This window comes from Paenibacillus sp. F024 (genome assembly GCF_057814255.1).
The window spans coordinates 110,815-126,091 of sequence record NZ_JBVASZ010000008.1 but is presented as its reverse complement, the minus strand read 5'-3'; the positions used below and the strand labels follow the sequence as shown (position 1 = coordinate 126,091).

Annotated in this window: 14 protein-coding genes; 7 read left to right on the top strand and 7 right to left on the bottom strand. The window is 47.9% G+C overall.

Annotation, left to right across the window (positions count from 1 at the left end; all coding sequences use genetic code 11):
- Positions 1-4: 4 nt before the first annotated feature.
- The 3 genes from ACZYR9_RS10895 (at position 5) to ACZYR9_RS10885 (ending at position 3,471) form a co-directional block, all read left to right on the top strand.
- Complete coding sequence (locus ACZYR9_RS10895; protein ID WP_488978508.1) at positions 5-1,141, top strand: M20 family metallopeptidase; 1,137 nt, start codon at positions 5-7, stop codon at positions 1,139-1,141.
- 181 nt (positions 1,142-1,322) lie between these two features.
- The gene (locus ACZYR9_RS10890; protein ID WP_488978507.1) at positions 1,323-1,895 is read left to right on the top strand and encodes a hypothetical protein; all 573 of its coding nucleotides are present in this window, start codon (positions 1,323-1,325) and stop codon (positions 1,893-1,895) included.
- A complete protein-coding gene (locus ACZYR9_RS10885; RefSeq protein WP_488978574.1) occupies positions 1,786-3,471 on the top strand; it encodes an alkaline phosphatase PhoX in 1,686 nt (561 codons plus the stop codon). The genes ACZYR9_RS10890 and ACZYR9_RS10885 overlap by 110 nt, the downstream gene beginning before the upstream one ends.
- A gap of 61 nt (positions 3,472-3,532) precedes the next feature.
- Here the strand turns inward: ACZYR9_RS10885 and ACZYR9_RS10880 are convergent, their stop codons facing one another.
- From ACZYR9_RS10880 to ACZYR9_RS10855, 6 genes are all read right to left on the bottom strand, one after another.
- Complete coding sequence (locus ACZYR9_RS10880) at positions 3,533-4,231, bottom strand: response regulator transcription factor (RefSeq protein ID WP_488978506.1); 699 nt, start codon at positions 4,229-4,231, stop codon at positions 3,533-3,535.
- Between the two features lie 5 nt (positions 4,232-4,236).
- Positions 4,237-5,697 carry a sensor histidine kinase gene (locus ACZYR9_RS10875; protein WP_488978505.1) on the bottom strand — a complete coding sequence of 487 codons (1,461 nt, stop codon included), beginning with the start codon at positions 5,695-5,697 and terminating at the stop codon, positions 4,237-4,239.
- A gap of 19 nt (positions 5,698-5,716) precedes the next feature.
- A complete protein-coding gene (locus ACZYR9_RS10870; RefSeq protein ID WP_488978504.1) occupies positions 5,717-6,460 on the bottom strand; it encodes a DUF2705 family protein in 744 nt (247 codons plus the stop codon).
- Complete coding sequence (locus tag ACZYR9_RS10865) at positions 6,453-7,190, bottom strand: ABC transporter ATP-binding protein (protein ID WP_488978503.1); 738 nt, start codon at positions 7,188-7,190, stop codon at positions 6,453-6,455. Before ACZYR9_RS10865 ends, ACZYR9_RS10870 begins: the two co-directional genes overlap by 8 nt.
- 77 nt (positions 7,191-7,267) lie before the next feature.
- Complete coding sequence (locus ACZYR9_RS10860; RefSeq protein WP_488978502.1) at positions 7,268-8,182, bottom strand: hypothetical protein; 915 nt, start codon at positions 8,180-8,182, stop codon at positions 7,268-7,270.
- A 254-nt stretch (positions 8,183-8,436) separates the two neighbouring features.
- Positions 8,437-8,607 (bottom strand): hypothetical protein, encoded by a 171-nt coding sequence (locus ACZYR9_RS10855; RefSeq protein ID WP_488978501.1) that lies wholly within the window; start codon positions 8,605-8,607, stop codon positions 8,437-8,439.
- Positions 8,608-8,978: 371 nt separating this feature from the next.
- On the opposite strand from ACZYR9_RS10855, the gene ACZYR9_RS10850 reads away from it, so the two are divergent.
- Together ACZYR9_RS10850 and ACZYR9_RS10845 are read left to right on the top strand one after the other, a co-directional pair.
- Positions 8,979-10,142, top strand: a complete 1,164-nt coding sequence (locus ACZYR9_RS10850) for an MFS transporter (RefSeq protein ID WP_488978500.1) — start codon at positions 8,979-8,981, stop codon at positions 10,140-10,142.
- A gap of 82 nt (positions 10,143-10,224) precedes the next feature.
- Positions 10,225-11,298 (top strand): isocitrate/isopropylmalate dehydrogenase family protein, encoded by a 1,074-nt coding sequence (locus tag ACZYR9_RS10845; RefSeq protein ID WP_488978499.1) that lies wholly within the window; start codon positions 10,225-10,227, stop codon positions 11,296-11,298.
- A 20-nt stretch (positions 11,299-11,318) separates the two neighbouring features.
- Here the strand turns inward: ACZYR9_RS10845 and ACZYR9_RS10840 are convergent, their stop codons facing one another.
- Entirely contained in the window at positions 11,319-12,191 is an 873-nt protein-coding gene (locus ACZYR9_RS10840; RefSeq protein WP_488978498.1) for a polysaccharide deacetylase family protein, read from the bottom strand.
- Positions 12,192-12,575: 384 nt separating this feature from the next.
- Here ACZYR9_RS10840 and ACZYR9_RS10835 point away from each other — a divergent pair, with 384 nt between their 5' ends.
- On the top strand, positions 12,576-14,321 hold the full coding sequence (locus ACZYR9_RS10835) for a methyl-accepting chemotaxis protein (protein WP_488978497.1): 1,746 nt from the start codon (positions 12,576-12,578) through the stop codon (positions 14,319-14,321).
- 159 nt (positions 14,322-14,480) lie between these two features.
- Positions 14,481-15,191 (top strand): FadR/GntR family transcriptional regulator, encoded by a 711-nt coding sequence (locus ACZYR9_RS10830; protein WP_488978496.1) that lies wholly within the window; start codon positions 14,481-14,483, stop codon positions 15,189-15,191.
- Positions 15,192-15,277: the final 86 nt, after the last annotated feature.

Genomic DNA, 15,277 nt, shown 5'->3' with positions numbered 1-15,277 from the left:
AATGATGAGCTATGATTTGGGATTAGCAATGAAACAGGAAGAGATGCTGCGGCTCTTAAAAGCGTTAGTGGAATTGGAATCGCCTAGCGACGATCCTTCCGCGGTACATAAACTGTTGCTGTTTTTGAAGGATCTTTGCTGCGAATGGGGAGGACATGCCGAGTGGTTAGGCGATCAAGAAAGCCATGCTCAATTAAAAGTGACATGGGGTACAGGGGATTGTAAAATTTTGCTGTTGGCGCATGTAGATACTGTTTGGCCATTGGGGGAAATTATCGAACGTCCTTTTCGTATAGATCACGGAAAAGCATATGGGCCCGGCATTCTGGATATGAAAGCGGGTATTGTGCAGGCGTTATTTGCTGTGAAAGGATATGCCGACAGACTTCGGGGAAAAAACCGAAAAATCGTCTTTTTATTTACGGTCGATGAGGAAATTGGAAGTCCCTCCTCCAGAGCATGGATTGAGCAGGAAGCTCAGAACAGCGTTGCGGTTCTTGTCGTCGAACCCGCAGGACCTGCGGGGAAATTAAAAGTGGCGCGAAAGGGCTGGGGACTTTACGAGCTGAAAGTTCAAGGCAAAGCGGCTCACGCCGGTATGGATCCAGAGAATGGAGCCAGTGCGGTTGTGGAATTAGCCCGTCAAATCCTTAGAATTCAATCGCTTACGGATATATCATCCGGTATCAATGTGAACATTGGCGTTATTGAGGGTGGGAGCAGACCGAATATGGTTCCGGCGGATGCCAGAGCGATGATCGATATCCGTGTGTCGGATCGGAATGACATCGAAGTGGTAGAGAGCTTTATGAACCAAATCTCACCGTCTACCCCCGGAACAACCGTCCAATTGATCGGCGGGATGAATCGGCCGCCGCTCGAGCAGAATGAACAAAACCTTGCATTGTTTAGGTTAGCCAGGGAAGCGGGGATGGCGACCGGGATCGAAATCGAAGGAGTTCATGTAGGCGGCGTAAGCGACGGCAATTTCACTTCCTTTCTGGGTATCCCTACATTGGACGGATTGGGCGCGGTTGGAGCTGGTCCTCATGCGCTGCATGAACATATCCTTATTGACGAGATGATACCGAGGTCGAACCTTCTCACGGAATTGTTTGAAGGCATATTTCAAAGCCGATAACCCATGGGAAACATTTCGGCTGTATGTTAGTCCCGAGGGCTTCTTCGGGATTACCTTTTGTAATATAAATTTTACATATGACTGAAAATTAAACATAGTCTGTGACTTCATTTGAAATTCATTTAACAATTCAGTTCTATAGTTAGGAGGTAGAATAAAATGAAAGAAAGGTAGAGGGGATATGAATAGGAAAAAGGCAACGAAATTTTTAGCTCCGGTATTGGGCTTAGCATTACTGGTGCCTTCCATCTTTCCGGGAGCTGCACACGCAGATGCCGCAAAAAAAATTAAATCCGTTGAGTTCGAAGGCATGGCTGCACCGAGCAGCGCGGAGGATATGGCTAAAGTCTATTCGACGGCTTCCCTGAAAGTAACGTTCGAGGACGGATCCGTTCAATCTTACCCGTTGACTTATAAAACCTTATTGAAATCGACAGATGTCATTAACGGAACACCTGCCGGCTTGGCTGTAGACGTCCACGGAAAACCGATTATGGACAACAGCGTGCCGGATCAGCCGGTGCCTTTCGTATCCGACGGCCCGGATTCCAATAGTTTAATGAGCGTAAAGGGCGCCAAACCGACCGCCTTGGGAGGCCATCCTCTTTCGCTGTTGACTCACTATGAGTACATCACAAGCAACAATGCGGGGAAATCCGCCTACGGTATTTATTCCTGCTTCCATCAGTCTAAGCACCATCGACCAGAACAAAAAAAACGGCGAGCTGCAAGTAACGGATTTGAAGAAGGTTGATTTTTCAGCAGTGGGCGGGCTGTGGATTCCCTGCAACGGCTCGTTAACCCCGTGGAACACGCATCTGAGCAGTGAAGAGTATGACGCGGACGCCAGAGCCTATGAGAAGGATCCTACCCAAACCTTTGTAGGTTCTTTTACCAAAAACTATAATCAGGATGACAAAAAAGCGGGAAATCCATATGCTTACGGTTATATTCCTGAAGTAACGGTTCATGCCGACAACACTACAACGGTTGTGAAGCATTACAGTATGGGAAGATTTTCTCATGAATTGGGCAAGGTGGCACCGGATCGCAAAACGGTCTTTTTCGGAGACGACGGCGGAAATACCATGATGTTCTTGTATGTGGCCGATAAAGCCGAAGATCTTTCCGCAGGGACGCTTTATGCAGCCAAGTGGAACCAAACAAGCGATACGAACGGCGGCTCTGCGAACCTGCAATGGATCCAGCTCGGACATGCCACGGACAGCGAAATTAAAGCTTACATCGATCAAGGCTTAACATTCAGCGACCTGTTTGAAACGGCGGATAAAGACACGGCCGGGTTTACGAAAATCAAAACCTACCCAAGCGGCAAAGCCGAGTGGCTAAAAGTGAAGCCTGGAATGGAAAAGGCAGCAGCATTCCTGGAATCCCGTCGCTATGGGGCGATGCTCGGCGCTACCTCCGAATTCAACAAAATGGAGGGCGTAACCGTAAACGAAAAGGACAAGAAAATCTACATCGCCATGTCATACGTGGAGAAAAGCATGGAGAAGGATAGCAAAGGCGAGGATCCGGCCGATGATATTCAAGTGAAGAAAATCAAAGCCGGCGTTACGTATGAGTTGGATCTTAAGGGCAGACAAGTGGACTTCAAGCAAAATGCCATTCACAGTGAATACGTGCCGGCAACGATGCAAGGGCTGGGTGTCGGTGAAGATCTGGCGAAGGCCGATGATAAAGGAAATACGGCTGCCGTGGATAAGGTAGCTAATCCGGACAATTTGTCTTATTCGGAAAGCTTGAGAACCCTGTTTATCGGTGAAGACAGCGGAATGCACGCCAACAACTTCCTGTGGGCTTACAATGTGGACACACACAAATTATCGCGTATTCTGTCGGTTCCGGCGGGTGCCGAAGCAACCGGGCTGCAAGTTGTGGATGATTTGAACGGGTTCAGCTACATTATGAGCAACCTTCAGCATCCGGGCGACGAAATGATTGTTCCCGAGCCTTTGAAATCAGAAGTAGAAGGATATATTAATCAATTTTGGGAAAACAAGCGTGCGGGTTCCGTAGGCTATATCAGCGGCCTTCCTTCCATGGAGAGCTTGAAAAAGTCCAAAGAAGGCAAGAAGGAGAAGCGCATTTTACGGGATGCTGCCGAAGCGGCCGGGGCCAAAGTGGAGTGGAACGATAAGGAACGCAGCATCACCGTTCACTTCAACGGCAAAACGCTTTACGTCAAAATCGGTGATTCCTCAGCCCTCCTCAACGGAGAGAAGACGAAATTGCCAAGCAAAGTGGAAATTGAGAATGAAAGAGCCATATTCCCGGGTGACTTGCTGGATAAATTTTTGAATAAGTAAGCAGGCAATAGCACGAAAGCCGGTACCTTGTGAGGTCACCGGCTTCTCTTTTATTACGGGCCTACATCCGAAACCGGTATCCGGCACCCCAAACCGTCTCAATGTATTGAGGATTATTCGTATCCGATTCAATTTTCTCCCTGAGCTTGCGGATGTGTACGGTTACCGTCTGCGTATCTCCAAGCGCATCCAGCCCCCAGCATTTCTCGAAAAGCTGGACCTTGCTAAACACCCGGTTCGGGTTCATGGCCAGATAATACAGCAAGTCAAACTCTTTGGTTGTTAAAAAAACTTCCTGCTCATTTAAAAATACTCTGCGGGAGTCGTGATCAATCACCAGGCCTCTGATCATAATCGGTTTCTTATTGGACTCTTTACTGCCGATCAAACGCTCGTACCGCGCCAGATGCGCTTTTACTCTCGCCACCAGTTCCAAAGGCTTGAACGGCTTGGTGATATAATCATCCGCACCAAGGCCGAGTCCGCGTATGATGTCAATATCCTCTTTTTTGGCCGTCACCATCAAGATCGGGATGTCCCGGTTGTCCCGAATTTGTTTGCAGACATCAAAACCGCTGATCCGCGGCAGCATGACGTCCAAGATGATCAGATCATAATCACCTTGCAGTCCCAAGGTCAGTCCTTGCTCACCATCTGCAGCGATATCGACCTGATATCCGTTCGTCTCCAAGTAATCTCTTTGCAATTCAGCGATCGTTTGCTCATCTTCAATGATTAGGATGCTGTTCATGGGTCTCACCGTCTCTATATGTTCTTGATAGGCAAAGAGATCGTGATGCTTGTCCCTTCACCTTTGGCGCTTTGTACCTGGATCGTGCCGCCGTGGCCATCTACAATTTGCTTGGCAATGGCGAGGCCAAGACCGCTGCCTCCCGTAATGGTATTCCTTGATTGCTCCGCACGATAAAACCGTTCGAAGATGTGGGGAAGAGCATCGGGATCGATCCCTTGGCCATTATCGGATAGTTCAACCATAACTAATTTCGAGACTTCATAAACCTTAAGACCAATGACTTTTTCTTCTTTATCCGTGTATTTTACACAGTTGTCTATGATATTGGATAAAACCCGTTTGAGCTTATCCCGATCCATGGACACTTGTGTGGCTGGCTTAAGATCGATATCCAAATCGAATCTGAACCCCTTTTTCTCCAATTCAAATTGCAGCTCCTCCGCCCAGTCCTGTAGAAAAGCGCGGATAGGAACAAGCTCGAAGTGAAAAGGAAGACGCTTCAAATCCAGCTTGGAGTAAAGAAATAATTCTTCAATCAGACGATCCATTTCCTCCGCTTTGGATGAAATGATCCGAATGTATTTGTCCATTTTTTCGGGAGTGTCCGCAACGCCGTCTTGAATTCCGTCGACATAACCCTTAATCGCCGTGAGAGGCGTCCTCAGGTCATGAGAAATGCTCGAAATGAGCTCTTTGCGATTTTCTTCATATTGCAGCTGGGTTTGAATGGATTCCTGCAGCTGATGGCGCATCTCTTCAAAAGCTAAGCCAAGCTGCCCGATCTCGTCCTTTCCAGAAACTTGAACACGAAAATCCAAATCTCCCGCTTTAATCCGTTTCACAGCCTTCTTCAACAGGCCAAGGGGCCGGATAATGCTTTTGGAAACGAGATAGGTAAGCAGTGTATGCGTAAGTATGAGAATAATCAGCATGGAGATAAATAAAACAGGAAAAAATTTGCGCGCGAAGTTCACTATGGGATTCACTTTATTTACAACCAGCACGCTTCCCGGATGATTGTCCGCAAACATAAAATCATACTGGGACACCATAAACAGTTCATTTCCGACCGTGATGGCCGGTTCTTGTTCCTTATCTTCTGCATGCTCGACGGAAGGAAGCTGTTGGATCAGTTCAGGCTGGTTCAAGGATTCAGAGATATAGATGATACGATCGTCTTTGCTTACAGCAAGGCCCGATTCGCTGCTCGCCAGCTCTTGACTAATATCATTCAGATATTGAGAATCGCTAAATGACGACGGATTCCGCTCTGCGGTCCGCTTGATTTCTTTCATCAGCCTCTCTATTTTATGGTCGCCAAACCGGGTTCCCTTGCTCCCGTAGGCGTCCCGGATTTTCTGCACATCACCGTGATACACGACGACTAAAAGCACCGAGATGAGCAGGATCAAAACCATCGGAATGACCAGCATAGCTGCATAAGACAGCAGTAATTTGAGACGTATGGACATCGTATATCACTCCGAGCGATCAAACTTCTTTTCGATTAAAGATAAAATATCCCAGCGTAAAAAACAATATGCAGCTGGAACTGAGAAATAAAGATGTCGATATTAATCTGCCGGAGGATACGACAGGGTTTAACCATAGTAGATGCCAATCCGTATAGGCGGCCGGCGTGAAGGTGGAAACCGTCGGAGCAAAGAACGGTGCCAGCTTCGCCGCTGCATACAAAACAATAGAGAATGCAAATGAGCCGCTCGCGCTGTTGAAAAACTGGGAGACAAAAACGAACATCGCAGACAGTGCGGTCATGGAAAGGAATGCAGCAAAATACGTTTTAAAGACTTCCGTCCATTGAAAGCTTCCTGCATCGCCTGCAAACAAACTGCTAGCCACCGTAACCAGTCCGAGAATGATCAATAAAGCAGCGATCCCGATAACCAGCGCAGCCATTTTCGCCAGAAATACTTGAAACCGTGTATTCGGGCGCAGCAAAGCCAGCTTTAGCGTCCTGGAGGAGACCTCGTTGGGAAATTGATCCGCCGCGGTCAACAGGATGAAGAGCGGAATCCAGAGCAGTGTATATAAACCCAGCATGTCAATCGGAAACGACCGGCTGACAGCAGCCAGACCCAAGAATGGCTGCAGCGAATGAAGCGAAACGGCAAGCAGAATCGGAAGGATAGCGGAAGCCATGAAAAAGAAAATGGTTTTTCTTCGGTACAGCAGCAAATATAGCTCATTGATCATTCCGGCTTTTAAGCTATGCAATGGAAGTCACCCCCCGCGCTTTTTGCAGCTCGCTGATATAAAACTGTTCAAGGGACTGATTATGAACCAGAAGATCCGAAACCCGGCCTTCCGTTTGCAGCTTTCCTCCGAATATAATCCCTACTCGGTTGCATAGCTGCTCGAGCTCGTGAATCATATGGCTGGAAATCAAAAATGTTGTTCCCCGGTGATCGGAGCAGTGTTTGACCAATTGGCGGAACATCACCGTTCCTTCAATATCCAAGCCATTGGTCGGTTCATCCAAAATCACGAAATCGGGTTCGGGCAGGATGGCCGCGGCCAAAGCCAGTTTTTGCTTCATGCCGGTAGAATAATGCTTGATTTTATCCTTACGGACGTGAAGCAGCCCCACCATATCCAACGCCTCGTCCATTTGTTTTTCCGTAACCTCTGGATAAAACCGGGCTACCATGCGCAAATATTGGGAAGCATTCAGGAAGTCGTGAAAATCGGCGGATTCAATCATACAGCCTACACGCCGCATCCCTTGGTCAACGTGTTCCGTAATTTCTGAACCCAATAAAGTCACTGAGCCTTGATCCGCTCGAATCAGACCTGAAATGAGCTTTAATATGGTCGTTTTACCTGCACCATTGGGTCCGAGCAGTCCATAGATGTCTCCCGAGTCTATTTCGAGACTTATATCACGAATCCCCCTTTGATTTCCGTACAGCTTAGTTAATTGATGAATGGACAATATATTGCTCACCCCTCAGCACCCCCAGTTAATAAGATTGCAGCAGATAAAGCTGCGATGGAAGCAATTATCCGCTGCAAAACATTTATTTAGTCGTTTTGTTTTTCCTGATGCCCGGGTTTGATTTGCTGAATTTGTTTCCCTGTTAGATCTACTGTATCCGGAGTTGTGCTGTTGTAACCGGACAGATTCGCGTTCAGATGCAGGGTCATTTCGTGCGCAGTGCCGTTAGCGTCTTTCCCGGATACGGTAATATCCGCTTGCTGCTGCTCGATATAATTGGATGCGTTGATATCGGCTTTCACGGCGATCTTCTCGATCTTGATGTCTTGGCTTAATTGCGGTACTCCCGTCAATAATGCTTCTTCATCGAAAAGGCTGTCTTTCGGATCGTTTTTGCTTTCGTTCCCATGCTTATGTCCCTTCGTCGCGTTCTTAATCGCGATCGGCGCAATCGCATTGACCACCGCAGGAATTTGCGCGTTCGTCAGCTCGATCGAAATTTCCTTTGAACCGTCCGCTTGGCTGTCCACGGTAACATAGTCCTTCAGATTGCCGACAAGCGCATCAATCACCGTTTCCATCTGCTGCGGCATGTCTTGATTGTCTTGCTGCCGGTTCTTAAATGATTCCCTTTTATCCATACGATCCTGCTTCACATAGTAAATGTCACTGCTGCCCGGTTTTAAAATCGTACCGTCCTTTTGCTTGAAAAAGCTGACCGTCTGCTCGGAGCCGTTGCCGGTCACGGTCACCGTTCCGCTGCCCGTACGATCAGCGGAGCTAAGCTTAAAGCTTCCGGTGGCGTTCGTTAGCGCGTTCCCATTGTCTTGTAATGCGGCTTGCGCCTGAACCGTGACGTTTTGTACGGTTTTGGTATTTTTGAGTGCGGACTTGTAGGCGTCATATCCGGACGTGCCGGCCATGGCCGAGAATCCGGTGGTAACCATCACCACACTGCTGATTCCGACGACGCTTCCAAGCATTAACCATTTTTTCTTCATCGTTTTGCCTCCTAGGAATGAGTTAAAAGACTTGCAATATGTATGTTACACCTCAAAAATAAATCGCCTGTGAACCTACTATTAAAAATTTCTTAAATGATGAGCAAGAGAGGGTTAAGAGCCTTGGCAACCGGGGTGCAAAAATAAAAATAAGCTAAGTCCAAGCAGCCGCGGCTCCTAAGACTCAGCTTATTCTTATTCATTTTACTATGCGGTTCGATGCAAATCATATGATTAGCTTCGTTGATGCTCATTTATTTATTTCCGTACGGATTGGCCGGCACCCGGCCGTTTAACCACTCGATTTCATATTCCAACGGATCCATCGGCTTCGAGTGCACAATAACGAAGCTGCTCTTTAGTTCATGGATTCCCAAGATCGATAATGTGGTCAAAGCAACTGTAAGAACGAGTTTGTTTCTCATGTTCACAACCTCCACTGCTTTGAGATATGTTCATTGTAATGAGCAAATGTAATTGAAGTATTATCCGTATGTAAAAAAAATATGAATTAAAATCGCAGAGTTACTCATTGAACGGTTAACGAGGAAAAAGAAGAATGTATCGTGAGCCGGAGCTGTTTCCACAGCATTTTTGTTATGCCCGGTCATTCAATTTTGTTATGGTAAACAATCAGGAATATGAATTTTAACCATTTACTCGTTCGTGATACGCTAGATTCAAGCCGGATGCAACCACGTTAAAAAAATCGATGAGGCTTATGCAGCAGGAAGATCTTTAGCTATCGCTGCGGTGGAGGAGGGGTTACCGATGAACAAATTGGACCAGATATGCCATGGTTCTTAAGATTGTACTGGTCATCATGCTGGGATTTCAGCTGATGATGAATATGTCCAGACCCGTGATCACTTTATTCGCTTCCAATCTTGGGGCAAGCACGCTGGAGATAGGCATTCTTACCGCCTCCTATGCTTTCTTACCCCTGCTGCTTGCCATTCACGCAGGAAAATTCGCCGACCGTTTCGGGGATCGTCTGCCGGTGCTGGCAGGGGGTGTCGGATTTGCGCTGGGGATGGCGCTGCCTTTTGCTTTTCCGTCCATGTGGGCGCTTTATGTGTCTCAGGTTCTGGTAGGTATAGCGCATGTTTTTATTGCGCTTTGCTTGCAAAATGTGCTGGGTAACGCCGCGGCGACCAAAGAGCAACGGGATCATTACTTTGGTATGTTCAGCATGGTGGTGGCCGTAGCGCTTTTTGTCGGGCCATTGATCGGAGGATACACAGCGGAGCATTATTCTTACCGGACGGTTTTTCTAGTAGCCCTGCTGATCAGCATTGTTCCCATCCTGGTCTCATTTTTTATTCCTGTGATCAGGGGGAAGAAGCAAGAAACGGCCGCAGCCCCGGAATCGACGACGTCATTCAGTCTATTGAAGATTCCCGTCCTGCGAAATGCGTTGGCGACGAGCGCTTTGGTATTGTATTCGAGAGATATCTTTGTCGCTTATTTTCCGCTGTACGGCGAACGGTTGGGTATGTCGGATTCAAGCATAGGCTGGATTATCGCGATTCAAGGTCTGTCTATGGTGCCCGTCCGATTCTTTTTATCCAGACTGACCACGACGTTTGGCCGTGAGCGAGTGCTTCTCCTCTCCATACAAATCGCCGGCGTTGCCTTTGTTCTTATTCCTTATGCGGAGCATCTGTCTTTGTTCCTCCTGCTAAGTATATTGATGGGGATCGGTCTGGGATGCGGGCAGCCGCTGTCCATGTCGACGACATATAACGCGTCTCCCAAAAATAAAACGGGCGAAGTGCTGGGATTGCGGCTTGCCACCAACCGCTTGTCACAGCTCATTGCTCCCCTTTTCTTCGGACTGGTAGGCAGCTGGATCGGGATCGTTTCCGTATTTTACGTGAGCGGGGCGTTTCTTATAGGAGGCGCTCTTCTCACGAAAACAAAGGCCGGCCAGCAGGATCAGGAAGGAGTAGGAATGTAACCCGGCGCCTAAAATGAAGCAACTTCAAGTCACAAGCGATCCGGTTAAGTGACGAGGCTTAGCAGAGGAAAGGGTGTTTTTCATGGCGACTTATAAACTCGGAGTATTATACGGAGACGGTATCGGTCCGGAGATTGTGAAATCTACAGTGGACATCTTTACGGCGGCAGCCGATCGGCTGAACGGCGCGAATTTTGATTTTGTGCAGCTGCCCATGGGCTGGGAGGGCATTGAAAAACACAATGATGCGGTACCGGACAGTACAAAAAAGGCTTTGGAGGGTTGTCACGGGTGGATCATGGGGCCTCATGATTCGGCGGCGTATCCGCCCGAGCATAGAGCGAAGCGAAATCCAAGCGGAGAGCTTCGCCGCCATTTCGACTTGTATGCCAACATCCGTCCCAGCAAGTCGATTCCCGGTACGAAAAGCCTGGTGGGCGATGCCGATGTGGTGATCCTCCGGGAGAACACGGAAGGCTTTTATCCGGACCGCAATATGTATGCGGGCTCGGGGGAGTTTATGGTCAGCCCGGATGTGGCCATCGTCGCAGGATTATTTACAAGGAAGGCGGCGGAGAGAATCGCGCATGAAGCGTTCCGATGGGCTATGAGACGTCGCAAGAAGGTAACCATCGTCCACAAAGCCAACGTGATCAAGCTGGGGTACGGTTTGTTTCTGGAGACATGCCGCGAGGTAGGCAAGCAATACCCTGAAGTACATGTGGACGACTGCCATATTGATGCGGTGACGGCTCATCTGGTTCGCAGAGCCAAGGATTTTGATGTGATCGTCACAACCAACATGTTCGGCGATATTCTCTCGGATCTGGCCGGCGAGCTGACAGGCAGCCTGGGTCTTGCCCCTTCGATCAATACGAACGGCCATCAAGCGATGGCCCAAGCGGCTCACGGTTCGGCGCCGGACATTGCCGGCAAAAACATGGCGAACCCGACGGGGATACTGCTGTCAACGGTGATGCTCTTGGATTGGCTGAACAGCCGCCATAACGATCCGCAGCTGGAGGACATGGCGCGTCTTGCGGAGCAAGCCGTCCTCAGTACGATTTCCGAAGGGATCCGTACCCGTGATTTGGGCGGCAGCGCTACAACCACGGCATTTACTCAAGCGATTATGGAGAGGATACGAAGGTCTTAAGTATAAGCAAAGAAGTGCGCCTAGCCTGATGCTTCTTTCTTCAGGTTCAACAGCTGAGGAACGCTAACCAGCTTGCAGCCGCCGCTGCGCAGCGTTTGGATGACAACGGGAAGGGCGTCTAACGTTCCCTGCAGGCTTTCGCCGACACCTCCGGCACTGTGCTGAAGTATAATCGATCCCGGAGTCGTATGGGCCAGAATGTTAGCGGCGACCTGTTTGCCGTTCAACTGCATCCAATCCAGGCTGTCCACATTCCATAAAATGATTTTTTTCTTCGCTTTCATCGCCTCTTCTACGACGGTATTGCTAAGCGCTCCGTAAGGCGGCCGAAAGAGGGCGGGTGCTGCTCCTGCCAGCCTTTGGATCGCCTCATCGGTTCGTTGGATTTGGGAGCGGATCTCTTCAGCTCCCAGCCTGGCCATATTGGGGTGGTCCCAGCTATGATTGCCGATCGTATGTCCTTCCCGTGCGATACGGCGCAGCACATCGGGGTTTCTCTCGCAACGGCGGCCAACGACGAAAAACGAAGCCTTCACTTGGAAACGGGCCAGCACATCGAGAATCTTCGGGGTCCATTGTTCGTCGGGACCGTCGTCGAACGTTAAGGCCGCTTCTTTGCGCAGAGGACCGTGAAGTATGACCTCGGTCGGATATTTGGCTGACCAATCGATATGCTTCAGGTAAGGGACGTATTCCTCCGGTCTTTCAGGACCTCCGCTATGAGGTTCCATCGTGGCCGGCTTTCGTAATCTGCCGTTGGCAGCCCATACACCGGGGGAACCATACCACAGATGATGGGATGAAGGGGCGTTGGGCCTTACGCAGCAGGAAGGACCATATCCGATAGGACCTCTCCGACCGGTCCAAGGGTTTATTGAGAAAAAAGGCTGCATCGATCAAACTCTCCTAAATAGTATAGGCGGAAAGCCCGATTCAAGCGCGTTTCCCGCATTCAAAATTTCGGCGGATGCGCCCGTATTTACAGCCTATGCGCAACCGCATAAACGTGTTCCTTATCATAAGTCCATCAGAAATTCTGATGGGCTTTTTTGGAGTAGGAAAACAACACTTTCGTAAGCGCATACATTAAAGTTATAAGACTATAGTCCTTCATTTTGTCGAAACTTAATAAAAAAATCCCAAAAAAACCTAAAGGTTAGGGATTTCTATGTCGATATAATAGATACATTATGCAATAAAAACGCAACCATCCTAAGATTTGGAGGGAAAGGCGCTAACATCAAGCGGTTTCTTAATTTAGCATTGGAGGAGAAGGCATGAAATGGTTTAAAAATTTGTTTAATGTGCTTCATTGGTTTAACAATTTGAAAATTGCGTGGAAGTTTCTTCTAAGCTTCTCAGTCGTGCTGCTTATTTTGGTAGCTATTGGGATATTCGGCATTACGAATGCCAATAAGATCAATAGTAATTTGGAAGATATTTATGCAAACCGTTTGGTGGCCATTACTGAGTTGGGTACGGTATCCTCAAATTTGCATAGAATCAACAGCAGTGTCGGAAGTTACATGTTAAACGAGGATGCGGAAAGCAGAAAGACGGAACAGGCCAAAATTGAAGAAAGTGCCAAACAGATCGATGAGGCGCTGCAGCGGCTCTCCACTGTCCAACTCACGGCTGCGGAACAAAAGGAATTGAACCTGTTCGTAAGTTTATGGCAGCAGTATCTGCCTGAAGTGGAAAAGGTATATGGTTATATTAGCAATAACCAGATGGCATTTGCGGTCACCCATTATCAGAGACAAGTATTGAACCGGATGAGTGGCGTAGACAGAAGCTTCCAAAATTTCATTGAAATGAACAAGGCTAACGCGAATAAGGCATATACGGATTCCAACCACGTGTATCAGGGCGTTATTCAGTTCTCAACGATATTTATCGTAGTTTCTTTTATCGTATCGGCATTGATGGGTTATTTGATGACGACCTCGATCCGTAGGCCGTTGAACCAGCTTTTAGGACTTTCCGAGCGCATAGGACGGGGGGATTTATCCCAGACGATCAGCATCAAGCGCAAGGATGAGTTCGGAGATTTGGCGGAATCATTTGAGAAAATGAGATTGAATCTGATCGACATCGTGGAGAACGTAAAGCACTCCTCCGCCATATTGTCGGGCTTGTTTAATGAAATTCGGGAGCATGCCGATAATACCGGCAAGGCCTCCAACTTATTCTATGAAGGCTTGCAGGATAGCGCTGAGAAATCGAGAGTTCAATCCGAACAAGTAACCAACGATGCCATTATTATCAAGGAAATGGCCCATGGTCTCCAGCAGGTAGCCGGCAGTATCGATCAAATCGGAATTCATTCCATTGAAATGGAGCAGTCGTCTACCAGCGGTGTCGTTGTCGTTCAAAAAGCGGTGGATAAGATAAGCCATGTACAAAAAGAAGTCCATCATTCGTTTGAAACCATGAGTCATTTAATGGAGCTTTCCAGAGAGATTGAACAAGTCATGCACACGATCAGAAGCATTGCCGAGGAAACCAACCTGTTATCCTTGAATGCCTCGATTGAAGCGGCACGAGCCGGTGATGCGGGACGGGGATTTGCGGTGGTCGCCCATGAAGTCAGAAAGCTGGCGGACAACAGCAGTCAGGCGGCAAATCATGTGCAAACGATGATTTCCAAGATTCAGCAAAGCAGCGAGAATGCCATGAAGTCTATCGAGCTTTCACTTCGAGAAATCGACGAAGGTCAAGCCAGTGTGGGAGAAGCCGGTAGGGCTTTCTCCGAAATTCAAAGCTGGATTCTTAACATCAACAATAACATTCAGGATGTATCGGCATCCGTTGAAGAATTGGCGGCGGGAAGCCAGCAAATCAATGTATCCATTCAAGGGATCGAGCAATTCTCTACTCAAACGGCTCAATCGAGTCAGGAATTTGCCGCCATTTCAGCCGAACAAATCCATTCTATGGATCAGGTGATCGGATCCATTCGACAGCTGTATGAGACGACGCAGGAAATGAATAAGGCGATTAACCGGTTTGTTTTAAAATAGCAATGAGCAAGGGAACGTCGGGATCTTAAGATTCCGGCGTTTTTGCTATGTAAAATAATTGTTGAAATTGTTCGAATTCAGTGGTAAAATGGTTTTCAGGTAAGGTGGTATTACCACTTAGCCACTCTACAACCCGATCAATTTAAAGGCGTGATTAATTTGAATTATGCTCCAATCAAAAAACAAAAAGTACATGAGATTATCATTGGCAGAATTAAAGAGTCCATTGAATCGGGAGAGTTGAAGCCTGGAGACAAGCTTCCGGCAGAAAGAGATTTAGCAGCGATGTTTTCCGTTTCCAGAGGGCCTATTCGTGAGGCCATCAGCGTGCTTGCTTCGAAAGGAATCATTACAGTAAAGCCTGGAAGCGGTATCTTTTTGAATCATAACGATAAAGACGAACTGTTCTCGTTATTCGATTCCATTCTAAACGACGGGGAACAGGATATATTTGAATTGCTGGAATTGCGTATCGGCGTCGAAAGCTACGCAGCTTTCTTTGCCGCCCAGCGCAGAACCGAGCAGGAGCTGAAACGAATCAAAAGCGCACTCGACCAAATGGAAAGCTCCATCAAGCGGGGGGAGCTTGCCGTTGAAGAGGATTTTGCTTTTCATAGGGCGATCATTGAAGCCAGTCATAACTCGATGATGATCAATACGTTCAAGTTAATCTCGGATATTTTTATTCAAGGGGTATACCAGGCTCGGATTGACGCCCTTAAAATTCCGGGCAAAACAGAAGAGGTGTTTGTTGAGCACAGACTGGTCTACGAAGCGATCCTGGCTTCAGATGCCGAAATGGCGCGAAAAGCCATGGCTGATCATATCGGCAACATTTCGCATCAATTGAATGCGATGGAAGAAATTTGATCCCACGGGTGCTCTCTCAAGCCAAGTGGGAGAGCAAACCGTTTTACATATAAGAGATGGTCGTGCTTGGATTGATACATTTCCAT